Source organism: Siccibacter colletis (assembly GCF_000696575.1).
Lineage (GTDB): Bacteria > Pseudomonadota > Gammaproteobacteria > Enterobacterales > Enterobacteriaceae > Siccibacter > Siccibacter colletis.
The window spans coordinates 55,550-77,741 of sequence record NZ_JMSQ01000016.1 but is presented as its reverse complement, the minus strand read 5'-3'; the positions used below and the strand labels follow the sequence as shown (position 1 = coordinate 77,741).

General features: G+C 55.9%; 19 protein-coding genes. 16 read left to right on the top strand and 3 right to left on the bottom strand.

Going from position 1 to position 22,192, the window contains the following annotated elements; all coding sequences use genetic code 11:
- Positions 1 to 32 precede the first annotated feature (32 nt).
- Positions 33 to 314: a peptidylprolyl isomerase PpiC gene (gene ppiC, locus ET34_RS0116140; RefSeq protein WP_031523783.1), complete on the bottom strand. Its 282-nt coding sequence runs from the start codon at positions 312 to 314 to the stop codon at positions 33 to 35.
- A 118-nt stretch (positions 315 to 432) separates the two neighbouring features.
- Between ppiC and rep the strand changes: the two genes are divergently transcribed.
- On the top strand, positions 433 to 2,460 hold the full coding sequence (gene rep, locus ET34_RS0116135; RefSeq protein WP_031523781.1) for a DNA helicase Rep: 2,028 nt from the start codon (positions 433 to 435) through the stop codon (positions 2,458 to 2,460).
- A gap of 55 nt (positions 2,461 to 2,515) precedes the next feature.
- Here the strand turns inward: rep and gppA are convergent, their stop codons facing one another.
- Both gppA and rhlB read right to left on the bottom strand, forming a co-directional pair.
- Positions 2,516 to 4,000, bottom strand: coding sequence for a guanosine-5'-triphosphate,3'-diphosphate diphosphatase (gene gppA / locus ET34_RS0116130; protein ID WP_031523779.1), 1,485 nt, complete (start codon positions 3,998 to 4,000; stop codon positions 2,516 to 2,518).
- Between the two features lie 8 nt (positions 4,001 to 4,008).
- On the bottom strand, positions 4,009 to 5,277 hold the full coding sequence (gene rhlB / locus ET34_RS0116125; RefSeq protein ID WP_031523777.1) for an ATP-dependent RNA helicase RhlB: 1,269 nt from the start codon (positions 5,275 to 5,277) through the stop codon (positions 4,009 to 4,011).
- A 202-nt stretch (positions 5,278 to 5,479) separates the two neighbouring features.
- Between rhlB and trxA the strand changes: the two genes are divergently transcribed.
- The 15 genes from trxA to thrP all read left to right on the top strand — a co-directional run bounded on the left by trxA (position 5,480) and on the right by thrP (position 22,125).
- A complete protein-coding gene (trxA, locus tag ET34_RS0116120) occupies positions 5,480 to 5,809 on the top strand; it encodes a thioredoxin TrxA (RefSeq protein ID WP_006179218.1) in 330 nt (109 codons plus the stop codon).
- 348 nt (positions 5,810 to 6,157) lie between these two features.
- Positions 6,158 to 7,417 carry a transcription termination factor Rho gene (rho, locus tag ET34_RS0116115; RefSeq protein WP_023479599.1) on the top strand — a complete coding sequence of 420 codons (1,260 nt, stop codon included), beginning with the start codon at positions 6,158 to 6,160 and terminating at the stop codon, positions 7,415 to 7,417.
- Positions 7,418 to 7,663: 246 nt separating this feature from the next.
- On the top strand, positions 7,664 to 8,767 hold the full coding sequence (gene wecA, locus ET34_RS0116110; RefSeq protein WP_031523772.1) for a UDP-N-acetylglucosamine--undecaprenyl-phosphate N-acetylglucosaminephosphotransferase: 1,104 nt from the start codon (positions 7,664 to 7,666) through the stop codon (positions 8,765 to 8,767).
- Between the two features lie 14 nt (positions 8,768 to 8,781).
- Positions 8,782 to 9,828: an ECA polysaccharide chain length modulation protein gene (gene wzzE / locus ET34_RS0116105; protein ID WP_031523771.1), complete on the top strand. Its 1,047-nt coding sequence runs from the start codon at positions 8,782 to 8,784 to the stop codon at positions 9,826 to 9,828.
- A 63-nt stretch (positions 9,829 to 9,891) separates the two neighbouring features.
- Positions 9,892 to 11,022, top strand: a complete 1,131-nt coding sequence (wecB, locus tag ET34_RS0116100) for a non-hydrolyzing UDP-N-acetylglucosamine 2-epimerase (RefSeq protein WP_031523770.1) — start codon at positions 9,892 to 9,894, stop codon at positions 11,020 to 11,022.
- Positions 11,019 to 12,281 carry a UDP-N-acetyl-D-mannosamine dehydrogenase gene (gene wecC, locus ET34_RS0116095; protein ID WP_031523769.1) on the top strand — a complete coding sequence of 421 codons (1,263 nt, stop codon included), beginning with the start codon at positions 11,019 to 11,021 and terminating at the stop codon, positions 12,279 to 12,281. The genes wecB and wecC overlap by 4 nt, the downstream gene beginning before the upstream one ends.
- Positions 12,278 to 13,345, top strand: coding sequence for a dTDP-glucose 4,6-dehydratase (rffG, locus tag ET34_RS22590; protein ID WP_031523768.1), 1,068 nt, complete (start codon positions 12,278 to 12,280; stop codon positions 13,343 to 13,345). Before wecC ends, rffG begins: the two co-directional genes overlap by 4 nt.
- 18 nt (positions 13,346 to 13,363) lie before the next feature.
- Positions 13,364 to 14,245 carry a glucose-1-phosphate thymidylyltransferase RfbA gene (gene rfbA / locus ET34_RS22585; protein ID WP_031523767.1) on the top strand — a complete coding sequence of 294 codons (882 nt, stop codon included), beginning with the start codon at positions 13,364 to 13,366 and terminating at the stop codon, positions 14,243 to 14,245.
- Positions 14,223 to 14,900 carry a dTDP-4-amino-4,6-dideoxy-D-galactose acyltransferase gene (gene rffC, locus ET34_RS0116080; protein ID WP_031523766.1) on the top strand — a complete coding sequence of 226 codons (678 nt, stop codon included), beginning with the start codon at positions 14,223 to 14,225 and terminating at the stop codon, positions 14,898 to 14,900. Before rfbA ends, rffC begins: the two co-directional genes overlap by 23 nt.
- Before the next feature lie 4 nt (positions 14,901 to 14,904).
- Positions 14,905 to 16,035 carry a dTDP-4-amino-4,6-dideoxygalactose transaminase gene (gene rffA / locus ET34_RS0116075; RefSeq protein ID WP_031523764.1) on the top strand — a complete coding sequence of 377 codons (1,131 nt, stop codon included), beginning with the start codon at positions 14,905 to 14,907 and terminating at the stop codon, positions 16,033 to 16,035.
- 1 nt (position 16,036) lies between these two features.
- Positions 16,037 to 17,287, top strand: a complete 1,251-nt coding sequence (gene wzxE, locus ET34_RS0116070) for a lipid III flippase WzxE (RefSeq protein WP_031523762.1) — start codon at positions 16,037 to 16,039, stop codon at positions 17,285 to 17,287.
- Positions 17,284 to 18,363 carry a TDP-N-acetylfucosamine:lipid II N-acetylfucosaminyltransferase gene (locus ET34_RS0116065; RefSeq protein ID WP_031523760.1) on the top strand — a complete coding sequence of 360 codons (1,080 nt, stop codon included), beginning with the start codon at positions 17,284 to 17,286 and terminating at the stop codon, positions 18,361 to 18,363. Before wzxE ends, ET34_RS0116065 begins: the two co-directional genes overlap by 4 nt.
- The gene (gene wzyE, locus ET34_RS0116060) at positions 18,360 to 19,721 is read left to right on the top strand and encodes an ECA oligosaccharide polymerase (RefSeq protein WP_031523759.1); all 1,362 of its coding nucleotides are present in this window, start codon (positions 18,360 to 18,362) and stop codon (positions 19,719 to 19,721) included. Before ET34_RS0116065 ends, wzyE begins: the two co-directional genes overlap by 4 nt.
- A 10-nt stretch (positions 19,722 to 19,731) precedes the next feature.
- Positions 19,732 to 20,472 carry a lipopolysaccharide N-acetylmannosaminouronosyltransferase gene (gene wecG / locus ET34_RS0116055; protein ID WP_031523757.1) on the top strand — a complete coding sequence of 247 codons (741 nt, stop codon included), beginning with the start codon at positions 19,732 to 19,734 and terminating at the stop codon, positions 20,470 to 20,472.
- A gap of 267 nt (positions 20,473 to 20,739) precedes the next feature.
- Positions 20,740 to 22,125 carry a bifunctional threonine/serine APC transporter ThrP gene (gene thrP / locus ET34_RS0116050; protein WP_031523755.1) on the top strand — a complete coding sequence of 462 codons (1,386 nt, stop codon included), beginning with the start codon at positions 20,740 to 20,742 and terminating at the stop codon, positions 22,123 to 22,125.
- The last annotated feature ends 67 nt before the right edge of the window (positions 22,126 to 22,192 follow it).

The window sequence follows — 22,192 nt, the reverse complement described above, 5'->3', positions numbered from 1 at the left end:
AAAAAGGCCTTCTCTCAGAGAAGGCCTTTTTATTAGTTACGGTACAGCACCTTGATGATGTGATAACCGAACTGGGTATGCAGCGGACCGGTCGGCTCCAGCACCGGACAGGAGAACACCACTTTATCAAACGCCGGCACCATCGCACCCTGCTTGAATTCGCCCAGATGACCGCCTTTTTTGCCTGACGGGCAGATTGAGTGCTTTTTAGCCAGCTTCTCGAAGTCGCCGCCGTTTCTGATTTGCTCCAGAAGGTCGTGTGCCAATTTCTCTTCTTTAACAAGGATATGCAGTGCTGCCGCTGTTTTTGCCATGATCGTGCCTTGAGTGGTGTGGATTACGCTGGCTATACTACCACGCTCTTTTTCCCCGTCGTACTTCTGTACCGCCTGAGGGGGACACGCCATTTTCTGACCTTCATCGAGCGACCTTATGCGTTTAAATCCTGGCCAACAACAAGCCGTCGAATTTGTCACCGGACCCTGCCTGGTCCTGGCGGGTGCTGGCTCGGGTAAAACCCGTGTGATCACCAATAAAATCGCCCACCTGATCCGCGGCTGCGGTTATCAGGCGCGTCATATCGCGGCGGTCACCTTTACCAATAAGGCGGCGCGCGAGATGAAAGAGCGTGTCGGGCAGACCCTGGGGCGCAAAGAGGCGCGTGGGCTGATGATCTCTACTTTCCATACCCTGGGACTGGAGATCATTAAGCGTGAGTTCGTTGCGCTGGGGATGAAATCCAACTTCTCGCTGTTTGACGACACTGACCAGTTGGGGCTGATCAAAGAGCTGACCGAAGGCATTATTGAAAACGATAAGGTGCTGTACCAGCAGCTGCTTTCGACCATTTCCAACTGGAAAAATGATCTGCTGACGCCGGCACAGGCCGCCGCGCAGGCGAAAGGCGAGCGCGACCGCATTTTTGCCCACTGCTATAGCCTGTACGATGCGCACCTGAAAGCCTGTAACGTGCTCGATTTTGATGATCTGATTGCGCTGCCCACGCTGCTGCTTCAGCGCAATGAAGAGGTGCGCGAGCGCTGGCAGAACCGCATTCGCTATCTGCTGGTGGACGAATATCAGGATACCAACACCAGCCAGTATGAGATGGTAAAGCTGCTGGTGGGTAACCGGGCGCGCTTTACCGTGGTAGGCGATGATGACCAGTCGATTTATTCCTGGCGCGGCGCTCGTCCGCAGAACCTGGTGCTGCTCAACCAGGATTTCCCGGCGCTGCAGGTCATCAAGCTGGAGCAAAACTACCGCTCCTCTGGCCGCATTCTGAAAGCGGCAAATATCCTGATCGCCAACAACCCCCACGTGTTCGAAAAACGGCTGTTCTCCGAGCTGGGTTACGGGTCAGTGCTGAAGGTGCTTACTGCTAATCACGAAGAGCACGAGGCGGAGCGCGTGACCGGCGAGCTGATCGCCCACCATTTCATCAATAAAACCCAGTACAAGGATTACGCCATCCTGTACCGCGGCAACCACCAGTCGCGGGTATTTGAAAAATTCCTGATGCAGAACCGCATCCCGTATCGTATCTCGGGTGGCACCTCATTCTTCTCGCGTCCGGAGATTAAGGATCTGCTCGCCTATCTGCGCGTGCTGACCAACCCGGATGACGACAGCGCCTTTTTGCGCATCGTTAATACGCCGAAACGTGAGATTGGCCCGGCGACGCTACAGAAGCTGGGCGAATGGGCGATGCAGCGTAACAAAGGTCTGTTTGCCGCCAGCTTCGATATGGGGCTGAGCCAGACGCTAACCGGACGGGGTTATGAGTCCCTGACGCGCTTCACCCACTGGCTGGGTGAAATCGCCCGCCTGGCGGAGCGTGAGCCGGTAGCGGCGGTGCGGGATCTGATCCGCGGCATCGACTACGAATCCTGGCTCTACGAAACGTCGCCCAGCCCGAAAGCGGCCGAAATGCGTATGAAGAACGTCAATCAGCTGTTCAGCTGGATGACGGAAATGCTGGAAGGCAGCGATCTCGACGAACCGATGACGCTTACCCAGGTGGTCACGCGCTTCACGCTGCGCGATATGATGGAGCGCGGTGAAAACGAGGAAGAGCTGGATCAGGTGCAACTGATGACGCTTCACGCGTCAAAAGGCCTGGAGTTTCCGTATGTTTTCCTCGTCGGCATGGAAGAGGGGCTGTTGCCGCACCAGAGCAGCATCGACGAAGACAACATTGAGGAAGAGCGTCGTCTGGCCTACGTAGGCATCACCCGTGCGCAGAAGGAGCTGTTCTTCACGCTGTGCAAAGAGCGACGCCAGTACGGCGAGCTGGTACGTCCGGAGCCAAGCCGTTTCCTGCTGGAACTGCCGCAGGACGATCTGGAGTGGGAAACCGAACGCAAAGTGGTGTCGGCCGAGGAGCGAATGCATAAAGGGCAGGCTAACGTTGCCAATATCCGGGCGATGCTGGCGAAGGCGCGCGATAAAAGCGCCTGATCGAAGTCACGAATGAAACAGTGATAAGCGGCATGCCAGAACGGCGTGCCGTTTTTTATTCGACGTCCAGCTGCCAGTGAACGTAGCTCTGCCACAGAGTTTCCTGCAGCAGCAGCTCTTTACCCAGCGGGTGCGCAGCCATCCAGCCTGCGGGCAGCGTCAGGTGCAGCGTGTCGCCGTCGGCGTTCAGATCCACTAGCGGCAGCGTATCGTCGCGACGGCGGTTGGAAAAGAGGATCGCCAGACGCAGCAGGCGGCAGAGTCGTTCGGCAATGCGCGGCGGCACCGCATTCTGCTGATGCAGGGATGAAATATCGATGGTGTTGGTCTGGTTAAGCAGCAGCGTTGCCAGCAGCTTTTTCTGCGCGGGCGTAAAACCCGGCAAATCAAGGTTACGCACCAGCCAGGCGGCATGAACGGGAGCCTGCTTAAAATCAACGCTCAGGCCCATTTCATGCAGTTCGCAGGCGTTTTGCAGCATTTCGCAGCTAAATTCGTCCAGTTCCCAGGGCTGCTCAACGCTATCAGCAAATTGTGAAGCAAGTCGGGCAACGCGATTTGCCTGTTGCGTGTCGACCATAAAGCGATGCTGAACATTACGCAGGGTGCGGGTACGAATGTCCTGATCTACCGCCAGGTGCAGCATGCCATAGACCAGCCCTTCACGTAATGCACCGCCAGCCAGGGTCATACAGGAGATTTCCAGCTCGGTAAAAATGGCGATGAGAATAGCCAGGCCGCTGGGGAAAACCAGCGCGCGCTCAAGGGTCAAGCCCTCGATCTCCAGCTCTTCCAGACGCCCACACTGAATAGCGCGCTGTTTAAGCTGTTGTAGCTTGGCAAGCGTAATACGCTCATCCATGCCCTGCGCCATCATGATTTCCTGCAGCGCCTGTACGGTTCCTGACGCACCCACGCACGCTTCCCAGCCGTGGCGACGCAGCTCGTCAGCAACCGGACGAATAACATCACGCGCTGCTTGCTCAGCAGCGGCAAAGTTTTCCTGAGCAAGATGTCGATCGGTAAAGAAGCGCTCCAGCCAGGTGACGCAGCCCATCGAAAGGCTAAACAGGGCCGTGGTCTGCGCGCCGTTACCGGTTACCAGCTCGGTACTGGCTCCGCCGATGTCGACTACCAGCCGCTTGTCGGAACCACCGGTGGTATGGGCGACGCCCTGATAAATCAGGCGCGCCTCTTCTTCACCGCTGATGACCTGAACCGGACAGCCAAGGATGGTTTGCGCCTGTTCCAGAAAAACATCGGCATTTACGGCGAGACGCAGCGTAGCCGTGGCGACGACACGAATGTGGGCGGGGGGAATATCCTGAAGACGTTCAGCAAAGAGACGCAGACACTGCCAGCCACGCTCCATCGCTTCCTGAGAAAGATGGTTTTCACAGTCAAGCCCGGCGGCCAGACGCACTTTGCGTTTAATGCGAGTCAGTGTCTGGATGCTGCCAGCCACCTCGCGTACCACCAGCATATGAAAACTATTCGAACCAAGATCAATAGCGGCGTACAACGAGGCGGAACTGTGCATAGCGTTTTTTAACCTGTGCGGCGACGGTTACGTGGCGGTCCTGAACGGCGCGGGCCATTACCAGAGCGCGGCGGACGCGACAGGCGTTTCGGCGGCGGTAGCTCGCTCATCAGCGCATCCGGATTGTATTTGCTCACCGGAATTGAGTGACCAATGTAAGTCTCAATCGCTGGCAGGTTAAGCGCATACTCTTCGCAGGCGAGGCTGATTGAGTGACCGCTTGCCCCGGCACGGCCAGTACGGCCAATGCGGTGCACGTAGTCTTCGCAGTCGTCCGGCAAATCGTAGTTGAACACGTGCGTTACTGCCGGGATATGCAGGCCGCGTGCGGCTACGTCGGTTGCTACCAGAATATCGAGATCGCCGCGGGTGAATTCTTCCAGGATACGCAGGCGTTTTTTCTGCGCCACGTCGCCGGTCAGCAGACCTACGCGATGGCCGTCAGCTGCCAGGTGGCCCCAGATATCTTCACAGCGATGCTTAGTGTTCGCGAAGACGATCGCGCGGTCCGGCCACTCTTCTTCAATCAGCGTCTGCAGCAGGCGCATTTTTTCTTCATTAGAAGGGTAGAACAGCTCTTCTTTAATACGGTGCCCGGTTTTTTGCTCCGGTTCGACTTCCACGTATTCGGCGTTGTTCATCTGTTCAAACGCCAGTTCACGCACGCGGTAAGAGAGCGTCGCGGAGAACAGCATGTTCAGACGTTGGGTAACCGGCGGCATACGACGGAACAGCCAGCGAATGTCTTTAATAAAGCCGAGATCGTACATGCGGTCGGCTTCATCCAGCACCACAACCTGGATTGCGCCAAGGTTGATGTGGTTCTGCTTGGTATAATCAATGAGACGGCCAGTGGTGCCGATAAGAATATCGACGCCGCTTTCCAGCACTTTCAACTGCTTATCGTAGCCGTCGCCGCCATAAGCCAGACCGATTTTCAGGCCGGTTGCCTCGGCCAGCGGTTCGGCATCAGCGTGGATCTGAACGGCCAGCTCGCGGGTTGGCGCCATGATCAGGGCGCGCGGTTGGTTCACCTTGCGGTCTTCGGCCGCCGGGTGAGAGAGTAAGTAATGAAACGTTGACGTTAAAAACGCCATCGTTTTGCCGGTGCCGGTTTGCGCCTGCCCCGCAACGTCACGTCCTGCCAGGGTCAGCGGAAGCGCCAGTGCTTGAATGGGCGTGCAGTTATGGAAGCCTTTCTTTTCAAGGGCTTCGATAACTTTTGCGTGCAGGGCGAAGTCGGCAAACTTCTGTTCAGTCAAGTGTGTTTTGCTCATAGTGCGGTAGAATATCAGCTAACTATTGCTTTACGAAAGCTTATCCGTTGAAATAAAGTCAACCTTTTGTTGGTTTGACTGTGCCATATTATGCGGTTTCGTGTTGCTGTTTTAACCAGAACGGCAGGCGTAACGAGATGGTGCACGGGTTACCAGCCTCTATCTTTACCAACAAGCCAGGCTTATTCCTGTGGAGTTAAATATGAGCGATAAAATTATTCACCTGACTGACGACAGTTTCGACACGGACGTACTTAAAGCTGATGGGTTGATTCTCGTTGATTTCTGGGCAGAGTGGTGCGGTCCGTGCAAAATGATCGCCCCGATTCTGGATGAAATCGCTGATGAATATCAGGGCAAACTGACTGTTGCCAAGCTGAACATTGACCAGAACCCAGGCACCGCGCCGAAATACGGCATTCGCGGTATCCCGACTCTGCTGCTGTTCAAAAACGGTGAAGTGGCCGCCACCAAAGTCGGTGCGCTGTCTAAAGGCCAGCTGAAAGAGTTCCTGGACGCTAACCTGGCGTAAGTAATTCTCTCGTCGGTGCGTGCAGCGTTCCTAAATTATGGGGACCGCTGGACGCCCGGCGTCAGTCGTGCTAACTTAACTTTGACTTCGTTGTAAACATATCTTGTAGTTTGAATCTTGTTTTAGCCGAGACTTCTACCGTCATACCATCAGCGCCTCTGCTGATAAGGCAGAAGTAAGATTCCTGGCTCATCACTCAATCCGTTTTGTCGTTTCAGTTCTGCGTTTTTCCAATGACCAGGCAGCGCAAGGCATGAGCAGATGACCGTTAAACAGGCATGGATGACCCTGCCATACCATTCACATGAATTAGTTCGAGATTTACCCCGAGTTAAAGAACCCACCATTATGAATCTTACCGAATTGAAGAATACGCCGGTTTCTGAGCTGATCACTCTCGGCGAAAATATGGGGCTGGAAAACCTGGCCCGTATGCGCAAACAGGACATCATTTTTGCCATCCTGAAGCAGCACGCGAAGAGTGGCGAAGATATCTTTGGCGACGGTGTGCTGGAGATACTGCAGGATGGATTTGGTTTCCTCCGCTCCGCAGACAGCTCCTACCTCGCCGGTCCCGACGACATCTACGTTTCTCCCAGCCAAATCCGCCGCTTCAACCTCCGCACAGGGGACACTATCTCCGGTAAGATTCGCCCGCCTAAAGAAGGCGAACGTTATTTTGCGCTGCTGAAAGTTAATGAAGTTAACTACGACAAACCTGAGAACGCGCGTAACAAGATTCTGTTCGAAAACCTAACCCCGCTGCACGCAAACTCACGTCTGCGTATGGAACGTGGTAACGGTTCAACAGAAGACCTGACGGCTCGCGTTCTGGATCTGGCATCGCCGATCGGTCGTGGTCAGCGTGGTCTCATCGTCGCGCCGCCAAAAGCGGGTAAAACGATGCTGCTGCAGAACATCGCGCAGAGCATCGCTTACAACCATCCGGACTGCGTGCTGATGGTGTTGCTGATCGACGAACGTCCGGAAGAAGTTACCGAGATGCAGCGTCTGGTGAAGGGCGAAGTGGTCGCGTCTACCTTTGACGAGCCGGCTTCCCGCCACGTTCAGGTTGCTGAGATGGTGATCGAGAAGGCCAAGCGCCTGGTTGAGCACAAAAAAGACGTTATCATTCTGCTCGACTCCATCACGCGTCTGGCGCGTGCTTACAACACCGTGGTACCGGCCTCCGGTAAAGTCCTGACCGGTGGTGTGGACGCCAACGCCCTGCATCGTCCGAAACGCTTCTTCGGTGCGGCACGTAACGTTGAAGAGGGCGGTAGCCTGACCATCATCGCGACAGCGCTGATTGATACCGGTTCTAAGATGGACGAAGTGATCTACGAAGAGTTCAAAGGCACCGGTAACATGGAGCTGCACCTCTCGCGTAAAATTGCAGAAAAACGCGTCTTCCCGGCTATCGACTACAATCGTTCCGGTACCCGTAAAGAAGAGCTGCTCACCACTCAGGAAGAGCTGCAGAAAATGTGGATCCTGCGCAAAATCATTCATCCAATGGGTGAAATCGACGCGATGGAGTTCCTTATTAATAAGTTGGCCATGACCAAGACCAACGACGAGTTTTTTGACATGATGAAACGCTCGTAATATAAAGAAACTCGGGGAACGCCACGCTTTGACGTGGCGTTTTTCGTTTTAGAATATACGCTATAGATCTGAGGCAGTACGGTTTCGGCATTATGGCGATGGACTGCCAGGTAACAGAATTTTTGTTACTTCTAATTGATTGAATGATAAACAAACTGTTCATGGATGAGAGATGATGACCCTTCTGGAAGAAGGGCTTCATAGTTATACTTCACCGGGACATACCTTTTCCAGAGAGCGCGCATTGTGAATTTACTCACTGCTGGTACTGAGTTAATTGGTATCTTTCTGTTCACAACCCTGTTTCTTTTTTTCGCCCGTAAAGTGGCAAAAAGAATTGGTTTAGTCGATAAACCAAATTTCAGAAAACGTCATCAGGGCCTTATTCCGCTGGTCGGTGGGATCTCCGTTTTTGCCGGTATTTGCTTCACCTTTGCTATTGCCGACTACTATATTCCCCACGCCACACTTTATCTGATGTGTGCCGGTGTGCTGGTGCTTGTCGGCGCGCTGGACGATCGCTACGACATCAGCGTGAAAATTCGCGCAACGGTACAGGCCGGGATCGGCGTCGTCATGATGGCGGTGGGTGGGCTATACCTGAAAAGCCTCGGCTATATTCTTGGCCCATGGGAGATGGTATTAGGCCCGTTCGGTTACTTCCTGACACTGTTTGCCGTGTGGGCCGCTATCAACGCTTTCAACATGGTGGATGGTATTGATGGCCTGTTAGGGGGGCTTTCCTGCGTTACCTTCGGCGCGATGGGCATGATCCTCTGGTTTGACGGGCAGCAAAGCCTGTCAATGTGGAGCTTTGCCATGATTGCCGCCATTCTTCCTTATATCCTCCTGAATCTCGGCGCGCTCGGGCGGCGCTATAAAGTCTTTATGGGTGATGCCGGCAGTACGCTCATCGGCTTTACCGTCATCTGGATCCTGCTCGAAACTACCCAGGGTAAAACGCATCCCATCAGCCCGGTCACGGCGCTATGGCTTATCGCCATTCCGCTGATGGACATGATCGCCATCATGTATCGTCGTCTGCGTAAAGGAATGAGCCCCTTCTCCCCTGACCGTCAGCATATCCATCACTTGATTATGCGAGCCGGATTCACGTCTCGACAGGCTTTTGTGTTAATTACGCTCGCTGCCGCTATTCTTGCAGGAATTGGCGTGGCGGCAGAATATTCAGGAGTTGTGCCGGAATGGGTAATGTTGGCACTGTTCTTGCTAGCTTTTCTGCTGTATGGCTGGTGCATCAAGCGTGCGTGGAAAGTGGCTCGTTTCATCAAACGCGTAAAACGCCGCATGCGCCGTAACAGCACTAAAAAACCAACCTTAACCAAATAACACCTGGGGAAGTGATGAAACAACAATTGCCAGGCGCACAACCGGCTGCAGTAGATAACGAACTGGATATTCGAGGCTTGTTTCGCACGTTGTGGGCAGGAAAGTTCTGGATAGCAGGTGTTGCCGTGCTGTTTGCATTAATTGCGCTCGTTTACACCTTCCTCGCGAAGCAGGAGTGGAGTTCAACTGCAATTACCGATCGCCCAACGGTGAACATGCTGGGCGGTTACTATTCGCAGCAGCAGTTCCTGCGCAATCTTGACGTTAAAGCAGAGCTGGCGCCCATCGATCAGCCTTCGGTCATGGATGAAGCGTATAAAGAATTCATCATGCAGCTCTCAGCGTGGGACACTCGCCGCGATTTCTGGTCGCAAACTGATTACTACAAACAACGCAAAGTCGGGAACAATAAGGCGGATGCCGCGCTGCTTGATGAGCTGATTGATAATATTCAGTTCACTCCAGGTGACGTAACGCGCAGCATGAATGACAACGTCAGGCTGATTGCAGAAACTGCCGCTGACGCTAATAACCTGCTACGACAATACGTCGCATTCGCCAGCGAACGTGCCGCTAACCATCTTAATGATGAGCTGAAAGGTGCCTGGGCTGCCCGTACTATCCAGATGAAAGCGCAGGTTAAACGCCAGGAGGCGGTGGCAAAGGCGATCTACGATCGTAAAGTGCACAGCATCCAGCAGGGGCTAAAAATCGCCGAGCAGCAAAATATTTCCCGTAGCGCGACTGACACCCCTGCGGAAGAACTGCCGGATTCGGAACTCTTTATGCTGGGCCGTCCGCTGCTGCAGGCACGTCTGGAAAATCTTCAGGCTGTCGGCCCATCTTTCGATATCGATTACGATCAAAATCGCGCGATGCTTTCGACGCTCAACGTCGGACCTACGCTCGATCCCCGTTTTCAGACCTACCGTTATCTGCGTACACCGGAAGAACCGGTTAAACGCGACAGTCCCCGCCGGGCTTTCCTGATGATTATGTGGGGAACAGTCGGGGCGCTGATTGGTGCTGGTGTAGCGCTGACTCGCCGGCGACCTGCGTAACAACGCTGTCTTAAGATGAAGGCGGGAGCGCCTGCCTTCATCATCTAACTAAAGAGAAACGTTGTGAAAGTACTTACCGTTTTTGGCACGCGCCCTGAAGCCATCAAAATGGCTCCGCTGGTACATGCTCTGGCTGAAGATGCGTTCTTCGACGCCCGGGTTTGTGTCACTGCTCAGCATCGCGAGATGCTGGATCAGGTACTGCATCTTTTTTCTATCGTGCCTGACTACGACCTCAATATCATGAAACCTGGGCAGGGGCTGACAGAAATTACCTGTCGCATCCTGGAAGGATTGAAACCAATCCTGGAAGAGTTTAAGCCGGACGTGGTACTGGTCCATGGCGATACCACGACCACCATCGCTACCAGCCTGGCCGCGTTCTATCAACGCATTCCGGTGGGCCACGTCGAAGCCGGGCTGCGTACGGGCGATCTCTATTCGCCGTGGCCTGAAGAGGCGAACCGCACGCTGACCGGGCATCTGGCAATGTACCATTTTGCCCCCACGGAAAATTCGCGGCAGAACCTGCTCAAAGAGAACGTCGCCGATAAACACATTTTCGTTACTGGCAATACCGTTATTGATGCCCTGATTGCGGTGCGCAACCGGGTTCTGGCCGACGACTCGCTGAAAACGCAGCTTGCCGAGCGCTACCCCTTCCTGTCCAGCGACAAGAAACTGATTCTTGTGACCGGACATCGACGCGAAAGCTTTGGCCGCGGCTTCGAGCAGATTTGTCATGCTCTGGCGGAAGTGGCCGCGAATAACAGCGACGTGCAGATTGTTTATCCGGTACACCTCAATCCCAACGTCAGTGAGCCGGTAAACCGCATTCTTGGACACGTCGATAACGTCACCCTGATCGAGCCTCAGGATTACCTGCCGTTTGTCTGGTTGATGAATCATGCCTGGCTGATCCTCACTGACTCCGGCGGGATTCAGGAGGAAGCGCCATCGCTCGGTAAACCGGTACTGGTAATGCGCGATACCACTGAACGTCCGGAAGCGGTAAAAGCGGGTACGGTACGCCTGGTAGGCACCGACAGCGCACGCATTGTCGCTGAGGTAAACCGACTGCTCAGCGATCCACAGGAATATCAGGCAATGAGCCACGCCCATAATCCGTATGGCGACGGGCAGGCTTGTGAACGCATTTTGCACGCACTTAAAAATAATCGGGTAACGCTATGAGTTTTTCGACCATCTCTGTGATTGGCCTGGGGTACATCGGGCTGCCAACCGCGGCAGCATTCGCGTCGCGTCAGAAGAAAGTGGTGGGCATTGATATCAACCAGCATGCGGTTGACACCATCAACCGTGGTGAAATTCATATTGTCGAACCGGACCTGGATAAGGTTGTTAAAACTGCGGTTGAAGGTGGCTTCCTGACCGCCAGTACCCAGCCCGTAGAAGCTGATGCTTACCTGATTGCCGTTCCGACGCCGTTTAAGGGCGATCATGAACCAGACATGGCGTTTGTTAAATCTGCCGCGGAATCTATCGCGCCGGTGCTGAAGAAGGGCGCGCTGGTTATTCTGGAGTCCACCTCGCCAGTCGGTGCCACGGAACAGATGGCAGAGTGGCTTGCCGCGCTGCGTACCGATCTGAGCTTCCCGCAGCAGGCTGGTGAAGCGGCTGATATCAACGTGGCCTACTGCCCGGAGCGCGTGCTGCCGGGCCAGGTCATGGTTGAGCTGATCAAAAACGACCGCGTGATCGGTGGCATGACCCCGGTCTGCTCCGCGCGCGCCAGTGAGTTGTACAACATTTTCCTTGAAGGCGAGTGCGTAGTAACCAACTCACGTACCGCCGAAATGTGCAAACTGACTGAGAACAGCTTCCGCGATGTGAACATCGCTTTCGCCAATGAGCTGTCGCTCATCTGCGCCGATCAGGGGATTAACGTCTGGGAGCTGATTCGCCTGGCGAACCGTCATCCGCGCGTTAATATTCTCCAGCCCGGCCCGGGTGTGGGTGGTCACTGTATCGCGGTCGATCCGTGGTTCATAGTGGCGCAGAACCCGGACCAGGCGCGCCTTATCCGTACCGCGCGTGAAGTTAACGACCATAAACCGCACTGGGTGCTTAACCAGGTGAAAGCGATGGTTGCTGATTGCCTGACGGCCAGCGGCAAACGCGCCAGCGAAGTGAAAATCGCCTGTTTCGGCCTGGCATTTAAACCCAATATTGATGACCTACGTGAAAGCCCGGCGATGGAAATCGCAAAGCGCATTGCGAGCTGGCACAGCGGTGAAACCCTGGTGGTCGAGCCGAATATTCATCAGCTTCCGGCTAAACTCGCCGACACCAGCAAACTGGTGGAGCTGACTGAAGCCCTTGAACAAGCAGATGTACTGGTAATGCTGGTGGATCACAGCCAGTTTAAAGCGATCGGCGGTGAACGTATCGAACAGCAATGGATTGTAGACACAAAAGGAGTATGGCGTTGAGAACGATACTCGTCACTGGCGGCGCAGGCTTTATTGGCTCAGCGGTCGTCAGACATATCATCAGTAATACCCAGGATCGCGCGGTGGTGGTGGATAAACTCACCTATGCCGGAAACCTTAATTCATTGACCCCGGTATCCGACAGCGAGCGTTTCACCTTTGAGCAGGTAGATATCTGTGACCGGGCGGCGCTGGATAGCGTCTTTACCCGGTATCAGCCAGACGTGGTAATGCATCTGGCGGCGGAAAGCCATGTGGATCGCTCTATTGACGGTCCGGCAGCGTTCATCGAAACCAACATTGTCGGTACTTATACCCTGCTGGAAGCGGCACGGCAGTACTGGAACGCGCTTGAAGCAGAGAAAAAATCCGCTTTCCGCTTCCACCACATCTCTACCGACGAGGTATTTGGCGATCTGCACGGCACGGATGACTTCTTTACCGAAACCACGCCGTATGCGCCAAGCAGTCCTTACTCGGCTTCGAAAGCCGGGAGTGACCATCTGGTGCGCGCCTGGCTGCGTACCTACGGTCTGCCGACGCTGGTTACCAACTGCTCCAATAACTATGGGCCATATCATTTCCCGGAAAAACTTATTCCGCTGATGATTCTCAATGCGCTTTCCGGGAAGCCGCTGCCGGTCTATGGCAACGGCCAGCAAATCCGTGACTGGCTCTACGTAGAGGATCATGCCCGTGCGCTGTATCTGGTGGCCACCGAAGGGAAGTGCGGTGAAACCTACAACATCGGCGGCCATAACGAGCAGAAAAATCTCGATGTGGTGATGACGCTCTGCGATCTGCTCGAAGAGCTGGTGCCGCAGAAGCCGGCTGGCGTGGCGCACTATCGCGATCTGGTGACCTTCGTTACCGACCGTCCGGGCCACGATCTGCGCTACGCCATTGATGCCTCCAAAATCGAACGCGAACTGGGCTGGCGCCCGGCGGAAACCTTCGAGAGCGGATTGCGTAAAACCGTGCAGTGGTACCTCAATAATGAAGCCTGGTGGAAACAGGTGCTGGATGGCAGCTATCAGGGCGAGCGCCTTGGTCTGAAGGGCTGATACCCGAAGGAGACGCGTATGAAAGGTATTATCCTGGCGGGCGGATCCGGTACCCGCTTACATCCCATTACCCGTGGGGTGTCTAAGCAGCTGCTGCCCATCTACGACAAGCCGATGATCTACTATCCGCTGTCGGTACTGATGCTGGCAGGCATTCGTGAAATCCTGATTATCACTACGCCGGAAGACAAAAGTTCCTACCAGCGTCTGCTCGGCGACGGCTCGGCATTTGGCATTGAGTTGCACTACGCCGAGCAGCCCAGTCCGGATGGGCTGGCGCAGGCCTTTATTATTGGCGAAGCGTTTCTGGCGGGCGAACCGTCCTGCCTGGTGCTGGGCGATAACATCTTTTTTGGTCAATCTTTCAGTCCGAAACTGCGCCATGTCGCATCTCGTCTGGAAGGGGCAACGGTGTTTGGTTACCAGGTGATGGATCCGGAGCGCTTCGGTGTGGTGGAGTTCAACGACAACTTCCAGGCCATCTCGCTGGAAGAGAAGCCAACGCAGCCAAAGTCTAACTGGGCGGTGACTGGCCTCTATTTCTATGACGGTAATGTGGTGGAGTACGCGAAGCGCGTGAAGCCTTCAGCCCGTGGCGAGCTGGAAATTACCGCCATTAATCAGATGTACCTCGACGATGGCAAGCTGACCGTTGAGCTGCTCGGCCGTGGGTTTGCCTGGCTTGATACTGGCACCCACGACAGCCTGATCGAAGCCAGCCAGTTTGTGCAGACCGTTGAAAAACGCCAGGGCTTTAAAATTGCCTGTCTCGAAGAGATTGCCTGGCGTAACGGCTGGCTGAGCGACGAGCAGGTGATGCAGGCCAGCGACGCGCTCAGCAAAACCAGCTATGGCGCCTATCTCAAGGAGCTGCTGCGTGCCCGTCCTCGCCAGTATTGAATCCCTGGAGTGGGAAAACCGCTTTTTTAATATTCACAGCGGTATTGTCCGTTTCTCTGATTCCGCAACGCCGTTAAGCGTGGCGGAATTAGCGCAGTTTCAGCGCGTGCAGGCTAAAGTGCCCGCCTCGCGTACTGACTGGCTGGATGGCCTGCAGCAGCTTGGTTTTCAGCTGGTGGAAGGGGATGTCGATCTCGTGCTGCCGGTTGGCGTGGCTACGCCCGATCCGGGGCTTGATATCGCACTGGAGGCTGATATCCCGGCGCTGCGCCAGCAGGCGGCTACGGTGTTTGCTCAAAGCCGGTTCCGCGCGCCCTGGTATGCGCCAGACGCCAGCGGGCGTTTTTACGCGCAGTGGATTGAGAATGCGGTGCGCGGGCAGTTTGACAATCAATGCCTGGTGGCGCGTGCCAACGATGGCAGCATCCGCGGTTTTGTGTCGATGCGTCAGTTGAATGAGCAGGAAGCGCGTATCGGGCTGCTGGCAGGGCGCGGCGCAGGAGAGACGCTGATGCTGGCGGCGCGCCACTGGTGTGAACAGCGCGCTATCAGCACGCTGCGGGTAGCGACCCAGGCGGGAAATACCGCCGCGTTGCGACGTTATATTCAAAGCGGTGCCACGATTGAGAGCACCGCTTACTGGTTATACAGGTGAAAACATGATCCCTTTTAACGCGCCACCGGTTGTCGGTACCGAAGTTGACTATATGCACTCCGCCATGGGCAGCGGCAAGCTGTGCGGTGATGGTGGCTTTACCCGCCGCTGCCAGCAGTGGATGGAGCAGCGTTTCGGCAGCGCCAAAGTATTACTGACGCCGTCCTGCACCGCCTCGCTGGAGATGGCGGCAATCCTGCTGGATATCCAGCCGGGTGACGAAGTGATCATGCCGAGCTACACCTTTGTATCGACTGCCAACGCCTTTGTGCTGCGCGGCGCGAAGATTGTTTTCGTTGATGTACGCCCGGACACCATGAACATCGATGAAACCCGGATTGAAGCGGCCATCACCGAGAAAACCCGCGCTATTGTCCCGGTCCACTACGCGGGCGTCGCCTGTGAAATGGACACCATTATGGCGATTGCAAAACAGCATAATCTGTTCGTGGTGGAAGATGCGGCGCAGGGCGTGATGTCTACTTATAAAGGCCGTGCGCTGGGTACTATCGGGCACATCGGCTGCTTCAGCTTCCATGAAACCAAGAACTACACCGCGGGCGGGGAAGGGGGAGCCACCCTTATCAACGATCGATCGCTGGTGGAGCGTGCGGAGATCGTGCGTGAGAAGGGGACAAACCGCAGCCAGTTCTTCCGCGGCCAGGTAGACAAATATACCTGGCGCGATATCGGTTCCAGCTATTTGATGTCCGATCTGCAGGCTGCCTATCTCTGGGCGCAGCTGGAAGCCGCTGACCGTATCAACGCGCAGCGTCTGTCGCTATGGCACACCTACTACGACGCGCTGACGCCCCTTGCGAAAGCAGGGCGTATCGAGCTGCCGTCGATTCCCGTTGACTGCCAGCAAAATGCGCACATGTTTTACATCAAGCTGCGCGACGTGGAAGATCGCTCCAACTTTATCGCCTGGCTGAAAGAAGCCGAGATCATGGCGGTATTCCATTACATTCCGCTGCACAGCTGCCCGGCCGGTGAGAAGTTTGGCGAGTTCCACGGCGAAGATCGCTTTACCACCCGCGAAAGCGAGCGTCTGGTACGTCTGCCGCTGTTCTACAATCTGGCAACGGTGGATCAGCGTACCGTGATCAATACCATCCTGAACTACTTCGCCTGATATGTCGCTGGCGAAGGCATCGGTGTGGACCGCCGCGTCCACGCTGGTAAAAATTGCGGCCGGTTTACTGGTAGTTAAGCTGCTGGCGGTATCATTTGGGCCATCGGGTGTCGGCCAGGCGGGCAACTTTCGCCAGCTGGTGACGGTGCTCGGCGTACTGGCCGGGGCAGGTATTTTCAACGGCGTGACCAGGCTAGTGGCGGAGCATCATGATACTCCTGACGCGCTGCGTCGGGCGCTCGGTACCTCCAGTGCGATGGTGCTGGGCTTCTCCACGCTGCTGGCCGCTATTTTTCTGCTGGCTGCGCAACCCATCAGCGTGGCGCTGTTCGGTCACGATGATTATCAGGGGCTGGTGCGTCTGGTGGCGCTGGTGCAGATGGGCATTGCCTGGGCGAACCTGGTGCTGGCGATTATCAAGGGATTTCGTGATGCGTCCGGTAACGCGTTTGCGCTTATCTCTGGCAGCATTATCGGGGTAATCGCTTACTACATTTGCTACCGACTGGGCGGTTATCAGGGCGCGCTACTTGGCCTGGCGCTGGTACCGGCGCTGGTGGTTCTGCCGGCGATGGCGGTGTTAATAAAGCGTGGGCGCGTGCCGCTGAGTTTTCTCATACCTTCCTGGAACAGCGAACTGGCGGCGCACCTCGGTAAATTCACGCTGATGGCGCTGATTACGGCGATCACCATGCCGGTGGCCTACATCATGATGCGTAATCAGCTGGCGGCGCATTACAGCTGGGATGACGTCGGGATCTGGCAGGGAGTCAGCAGCATTTCTGATGCTTACCTGCAGTTTATTACCGCGTCGTTCACCGTGTATCTGCTGCCAACCCTGTCGCGTTTGCAGGACAAGACAGATATCAGCCGCGAGCTGGTAAAATCATTAAAATTCGTTCTGCCTGCGGTTGCGGCGGCAAGCTTCGCCGTCTGGCTGCTGCGTGATGTCGCCATCTGGCTGCTGTTCTCCGAAAAGTTTACCGCCATGCGCGACCTTTTCGCCTGGCAGCTGGTGGGAGATGTGCTTAAAGTGGGCGCTTACGTCTTCGGGTATCTGGTGATTGCGAAGGCATCGTTGCGTTTCTATGTGCTGGCCGAAATTACCCAGTTCGCGCTGCTTTCCGGATTTGCGTATTACCTGATCCCGATGCACGGCGCGCAGGGCGCAGCACAGGCCTATATGGCAACTTACATTATCTATTTCGCCCTTTGCTGTGGCGTGTTTTTACTCTGGCGTAGACGGGCATGACTGCACTGATTCACATTCTGGGATCGGATATCCCACACCACAACCAGACCGTGCTCCGGTTCTTCAATGATGAACTGGCGGCCAGCGGCGCGCACGCGCGTGAATTTATGGTTGTTTCTACCGATCCCGGCTTCGACAACGCTTTCCCGGCGCTCAACGTGCAGCGCTATGCGAACAAAAAAGCGCTGGCCCAGGCGGTTATCGCCCTGGCGCGTGCCGATCGCGCGCAGCGCTTTTTCTTCCACGGTCAGTTCAATACCACGCTGTGGATCGCCTTGCTTACCGGCGGGCTGAAGCCTGCGCAGGTAAGCTGGCATATCTGGGGAGCCGATCTGTATGAAGTTTCCCGCAGCCTGAAGTTTCGTCTGTTCTACCATCTGCGTCGCCTCGCTCAGGGGCGAATCGGCCATGTCTTTGCCACCCGCGGCGACCTGGCGTGGTTTGCGCAGCGCCACCCGCAGGTGCCGGGGTCGCTGCTCTATTTCCCGACGCGCATGGACCCAACGTTAAACGGGGTCGCTCAACCACGCCCGGAGAACGGCCCGCTGACCGTGCTGGTCGGCAACTCCGGGGATCGCAGCAATGAGCACATTGCCGCTCTGCGTGCAGTGCATCAGCAGTTTGGCGACAGCGTCAACGTGGTGGTGCCGATGGGCTATCCCACCGGGAACGAGGCTTATATTAACGAGGTCGAGCAGGCCGGGCGGGCGCTGTTCAGCGGTGAGCGTTTACAGATCCTTCGCGATAAGCTGGAATTTAACGACTATCTGACACTGCTGCGCCGTTGCGATCTCGGGTATTTCATTTTTGCCCGTCAGCAAGGGATCGGCACCCTGTGTCTGCTGATTCAGGCAGGCGTGCCCTGCGTGCTGAGCCGTAAGAACCCGTTCTGGCAGGATATGGTCGAGCAGCATATTCCGGTGCTGTTTACCGGTGATGCGCTGTCAGAGGCAGTAGTGAAAGAAGCCCAGCGCCAGCTGCGCGAGGTGGACGTCAGCCAGATTGCCTTCTTCAAACCCAACTATCTGACCGGCTGGGACGCGGCACTGCGTATCGCGGCAGGAGAGCAAGCATGAGTCTGTTGCAATTTAGTGGGCTGTTCCTGATCTGGCTGCTGGCCTCGCTGTTTATCGGCGCGCAGACGTGGTTTGAGTTCCGCCGCGTGCGCTTTAACTTCAACGTCTTTTTCTCGCTGCTGTTTTTGCTGACCTTCTTCTTTGGGTTCCCGCTAACCAGCATTCTGGTGTTCCGCTTTGACGTCGCGGTGATACCCGCCGAGGTGCTGATGCAGGCGCTGCTGGCTGCCACCTGCTTCTATGCTATCTATTACGTCACCTACAAAACCCGGTTGCGGGCAGCCTCGTCTGGCGGCGTGCGCAAACCCCTGTTCACCATGAACCGGGTCGAAACCCATCTCACTTGGGTGATGTTGGCCACGGTGGCGCTGGTCAGCGTCGGCATTTTCTTTATGCACAACGGCTTTCTGCTGTTCCGCCTGCACTCGTACAGCCAGATATTTTCCAGCGACGTCTCCGGCGTAGCCCTTAAGCGCTTCTTCTACTTCTTTATTCCGGCGATGCTGGTGGTTTATTTCCTGAAGCAGGACTCGCGCAGCTGGATTTTCTTCCTGGTCAGTACCGTGGCGTTTGGCCTGTTGACCTACATGATTGTCGGCGGGACGCGCGCCAACATCATTATTGCCTTCGCCATCTTCCTGTTTATCGGCATTATTCGCGGCTGGATCTCGCTGTGGATGCTGGTAGCGGCGGGCGTGTTCGGCATTGTCGGGATGTTCTGGCTGGCGCTGAAACGCTATGGCCTTGACGTGCGCGGCGACGAAGCGTTTTACACCTTCCTGTATTTGACGCGTGACACCTTCTCGCCGTGGGAAAACCTGGCGCTGCTGCTCAATAACTACGACAAAATCGACTTCCAGGGGCTGGCGCCCATCGCCCGTGATTTTTACGTGTTTATCCCGAGCTGGGTCTGGCCGGACCGGCCTAACCTGGTGCTCAACACCGCCAACTACTTTACCTGGGAAGTGCTGAACAACCACTCTGGCCTTGCGATCTCACCAACGCTTATCGGGTCGCTGGTGGTGATGGGCGGCGTCTGGTTTATTCCGCTGGGTGCGGTGGCGGTGGGGCTGATTATTAAATGGTTCGACTGGCTTTACGTCAGGGGCATTGCAGAGCCAAATCGCTACAAGGCGGCGATCCTGCACAGTTTCTGCTTTGGTGCCATCTTCAACATGATTGTGCTGGCGCGTGAAGGACTCGACTCGTTCGTCTCCAGAGTGGTGTTCTTTATGCTGGTATTCGGTGCCTGCCTGATGCTGGCCAAGCTGCTGTACTGGCTGCTCGACACCGCCGGGCTGGTCCATTCGCGGCGCGCAAAAGCGGCCGGGCAACTTTCACAAACGCAAAACGCCTGAAGGGATATACATGACACAACAGGTTACCGCGCCGGTTTATGCGCTGCGCGGCCTTAATTTGCTGGGCTGGCGCAACATGCAGCATGCGCTCGATTACCTCTATTCAGGCGGTTCGCTCAGAAGCGGTACGCTTATCGCGATTAATGCGGAAAAGATGCTGGCGGTGGAACATGACGCGCAGGTAAGGGCGCTGATTGAGGCGGCGGAGTTTAAGTATGCCGATGGCATCAGCGTCGTGCGCTCTATTCGCAAGAAAAACCCCGAGGCGCAGGTGTCACGCGTGGCGGGAGCCGATCTGTGGGAAGCCCTGATGGAACGCGCCGGCAAAGAGGGAACGCCGGTGTTTCTGGTGGGCGGCAAGCCGGAAGTGTTGGCAGAAACCGTCGATAAGCTGCGCCGCCAGTGGAACGTTAATATCGTTGATACCCAGGACGGCTATTTCGCTGCCGACGAGCGCGACGCGCTGTTTGCACGTATCCGCGACAGCGGGGCGCAGATCGTGACGGTAGCAATGGGGTCGCCGCGCCAGGAGTTGCTGATGCGCGACTGCCGTCTGGTACATCCCAACGCGCTTTATATGGGCGTGGGCGGTACCTACGATGTATTTACCGGGCACGTTAAGCGCGCGCCGAAAGTGTGGCAGAACCTCGGCCTGGAGTGGCTTTACCGGCTGCTGTCTCAGCCGAGCCGTATCAAGCGCCAGATCAAGCTGCTGCGCTATCTCGCCTGGCACTACACCGGGCGCCTGTAATCAGCGAAAAACCCTGGGCAGCGCGCGCCAACCGCGCTGCTTATCCTGCCTCCCGCTGCTTTTTTGTACCGCCAGCGCCTTTTTATAACGCTTTATTTGCCATTTCCTCCGTTTTGCGAAACCATTCGGCACACTCAACGCACTGCCGTGGTGATTTTGTGCGCCCGTAAACTATTGCGGCGCAGCATGGCCTGTTATTGAGCTATGGCAACGACCATCAAAATAACCGGTAAAGCCGGAGCAAGCAGCAAACACAACAGAGGATTTATGGCGGAACAAAAAGCGGAGCTACAGCGTGGGCTGGAAGCTCGACATATCGAACTGATCGCGCTGGGCGGCACCATCGGGGTCGGGTTATTTATGGGCGCGGCAAGCACCCTGAAATGGGCGGGGCCATCGGTGCTGCTGGCCTATATCATCGCCGGCCTGTTTGTCTTCTTTATTATGCGTTCTATGGGCGAGATGCTGTTCCTTGAGCCGGTCACCGGTTCATTCGCCGTGTATGCGCATCGCTATATGAGCCCGTTCTTCGGCTATCTCACCGCCTGGTCCTACTGGTTTATGTGGATGGCGGTCGGCATCTCGGAGATTACCGCCATCGGGCTATATGCCCAGTACTGGTTCCCGGAACTACCGCAGTGGATACCGGCGATTATCGCGGTAGGGCTGGTGGCGCTGGCAAACCTGGCGGCGGTGCGTCTTTACGGCGAAATCGAATTCTGGTTTGCGATGATCAAAGTCACCACCATTATCGTGATGATCGTTATCGGCCTCGGCGTTATCTTTTTTGGCTTCGGTATCGGCGGTCAACCGACCGGCTTAGGTAACCTGACAGAGCACGGTGGGTTCTTTGCGGGTGGCTGGAAAGGCTTCCTGACGGCGCTCTGTATTGTCGTCGCCTCGTATCAGGGCGTGGAGCTTATCGGCATCACCGCTGGCGAAGCGAAGAATCCGCAGGTTACCCTGCGCAGCGCGGTCAGCAAGGTACTATGGCGTATTCTGATCTTCTACGTCGGTGCGATTTTCGTCATCGTGACGCTGTTCCCGTGGAATGAGATTGGCACCACCGGCAGCCCGTTCGTGCTGACGTTCTCCCGAATCGGTATTGTTGCTGCGGCGGGCATCATCAACTTTGTGGTACTGACTGCCGCGCTGTCCGGATGCAACAGCGGAATGTACAGCTGCGGCCGCATGCTCTACGCGCTGGCGAAAAACCGCCAGCTGCCAGCGGCGATGGGGAAAGTGTCGCGCAACGGTATCCCGGTTGCCGGGGTCGCGCTGTCGATCGCGATCCTGCTGATTGGCTCCTGCCTGAACTACATTATTCCGAACCCGCAGCGCGTATTTGTTTACGTCTACAGCGCCAGCGTGCTGCCGGGTATGGTGCCGTGGTTTGTGATCCTGATTAGCCAGCTGCGTTTCCGCAAAACGCACCGCGAGGCGATTGCATCACATCCGTTCCGCTCTATTTTGTTCCCGTGGGCAAACTGGCTGACGATGGCGTTCCTGATCTGCGTTTTGGTCGGTATGGGGTTGAACGAAGATACGCGTATGTCACTGATTGTCGGGGCCATCTTTATGGCGGCGGTCAGCATGGCGTATAAGTTATTTGGTTTACATCGCCATGTAATTACGACGAAAGCGGACGGATAAGAAGCAAAATGCGCAAAGCATAACCAAACGCGCATTTTCTTCAAAAAAGCACTAGACAGCTGGGCAC

What these genes read in the sequence shown, in the direction of transcription:
- ppiC (WP_031523783.1), bottom strand. Translation starts at nt 314, where the DNA reads ATGGCAAAAACAGCGGCAGCACTGCATATCCTTGTTAAAGAAGAGAAA.
- rep (WP_031523781.1), top strand. Translation starts at nt 433, where the DNA reads ATGCGTTTAAATCCTGGCCAACAACAAGCCGTCGAATTTGTCACCGGA.
- gppA (WP_031523779.1), bottom strand. Translation starts at nt 4,000, where the DNA reads ATGCACAGTTCCGCCTCGTTGTACGCCGCTATTGATCTTGGTTCGAAT.
- rhlB (WP_031523777.1), bottom strand. Translation starts at nt 5,277, where the DNA reads ATGAGCAAAACACACTTGACTGAACAGAAGTTTGCCGACTTCGCCCTG.
- trxA (WP_006179218.1), top strand. Translation starts at nt 5,480, where the DNA reads ATGAGCGATAAAATTATTCACCTGACTGACGACAGTTTCGACACGGAC.
- rho (WP_023479599.1), top strand. Translation starts at nt 6,158, where the DNA reads ATGAATCTTACCGAATTGAAGAATACGCCGGTTTCTGAGCTGATCACT.
- wzzE (WP_031523771.1), top strand. Translation starts at nt 8,782, where the DNA reads ATGAAACAACAATTGCCAGGCGCACAACCGGCTGCAGTAGATAACGAA.
- wecC (WP_031523769.1), top strand. Translation starts at nt 11,019, where the DNA reads ATGAGTTTTTCGACCATCTCTGTGATTGGCCTGGGGTACATCGGGCTG.
- rfbA (WP_031523767.1), top strand. Translation starts at nt 13,364, where the DNA reads ATGAAAGGTATTATCCTGGCGGGCGGATCCGGTACCCGCTTACATCCC.
- rffA (WP_031523764.1), top strand. Translation starts at nt 14,905, where the DNA reads ATGATCCCTTTTAACGCGCCACCGGTTGTCGGTACCGAAGTTGACTAT.
- wzxE (WP_031523762.1), top strand. Translation starts at nt 16,037, where the DNA reads ATGTCGCTGGCGAAGGCATCGGTGTGGACCGCCGCGTCCACGCTGGTA.
- ET34_RS0116065 (WP_031523760.1), top strand. Translation starts at nt 17,284, where the DNA reads ATGACTGCACTGATTCACATTCTGGGATCGGATATCCCACACCACAAC.
- wzyE (WP_031523759.1), top strand. Translation starts at nt 18,360, where the DNA reads ATGAGTCTGTTGCAATTTAGTGGGCTGTTCCTGATCTGGCTGCTGGCC.
- wecG (WP_031523757.1), top strand. Translation starts at nt 19,732, where the DNA reads ATGACACAACAGGTTACCGCGCCGGTTTATGCGCTGCGCGGCCTTAAT.
- thrP (WP_031523755.1), top strand. Translation starts at nt 20,740, where the DNA reads ATGGCGGAACAAAAAGCGGAGCTACAGCGTGGGCTGGAAGCTCGACAT.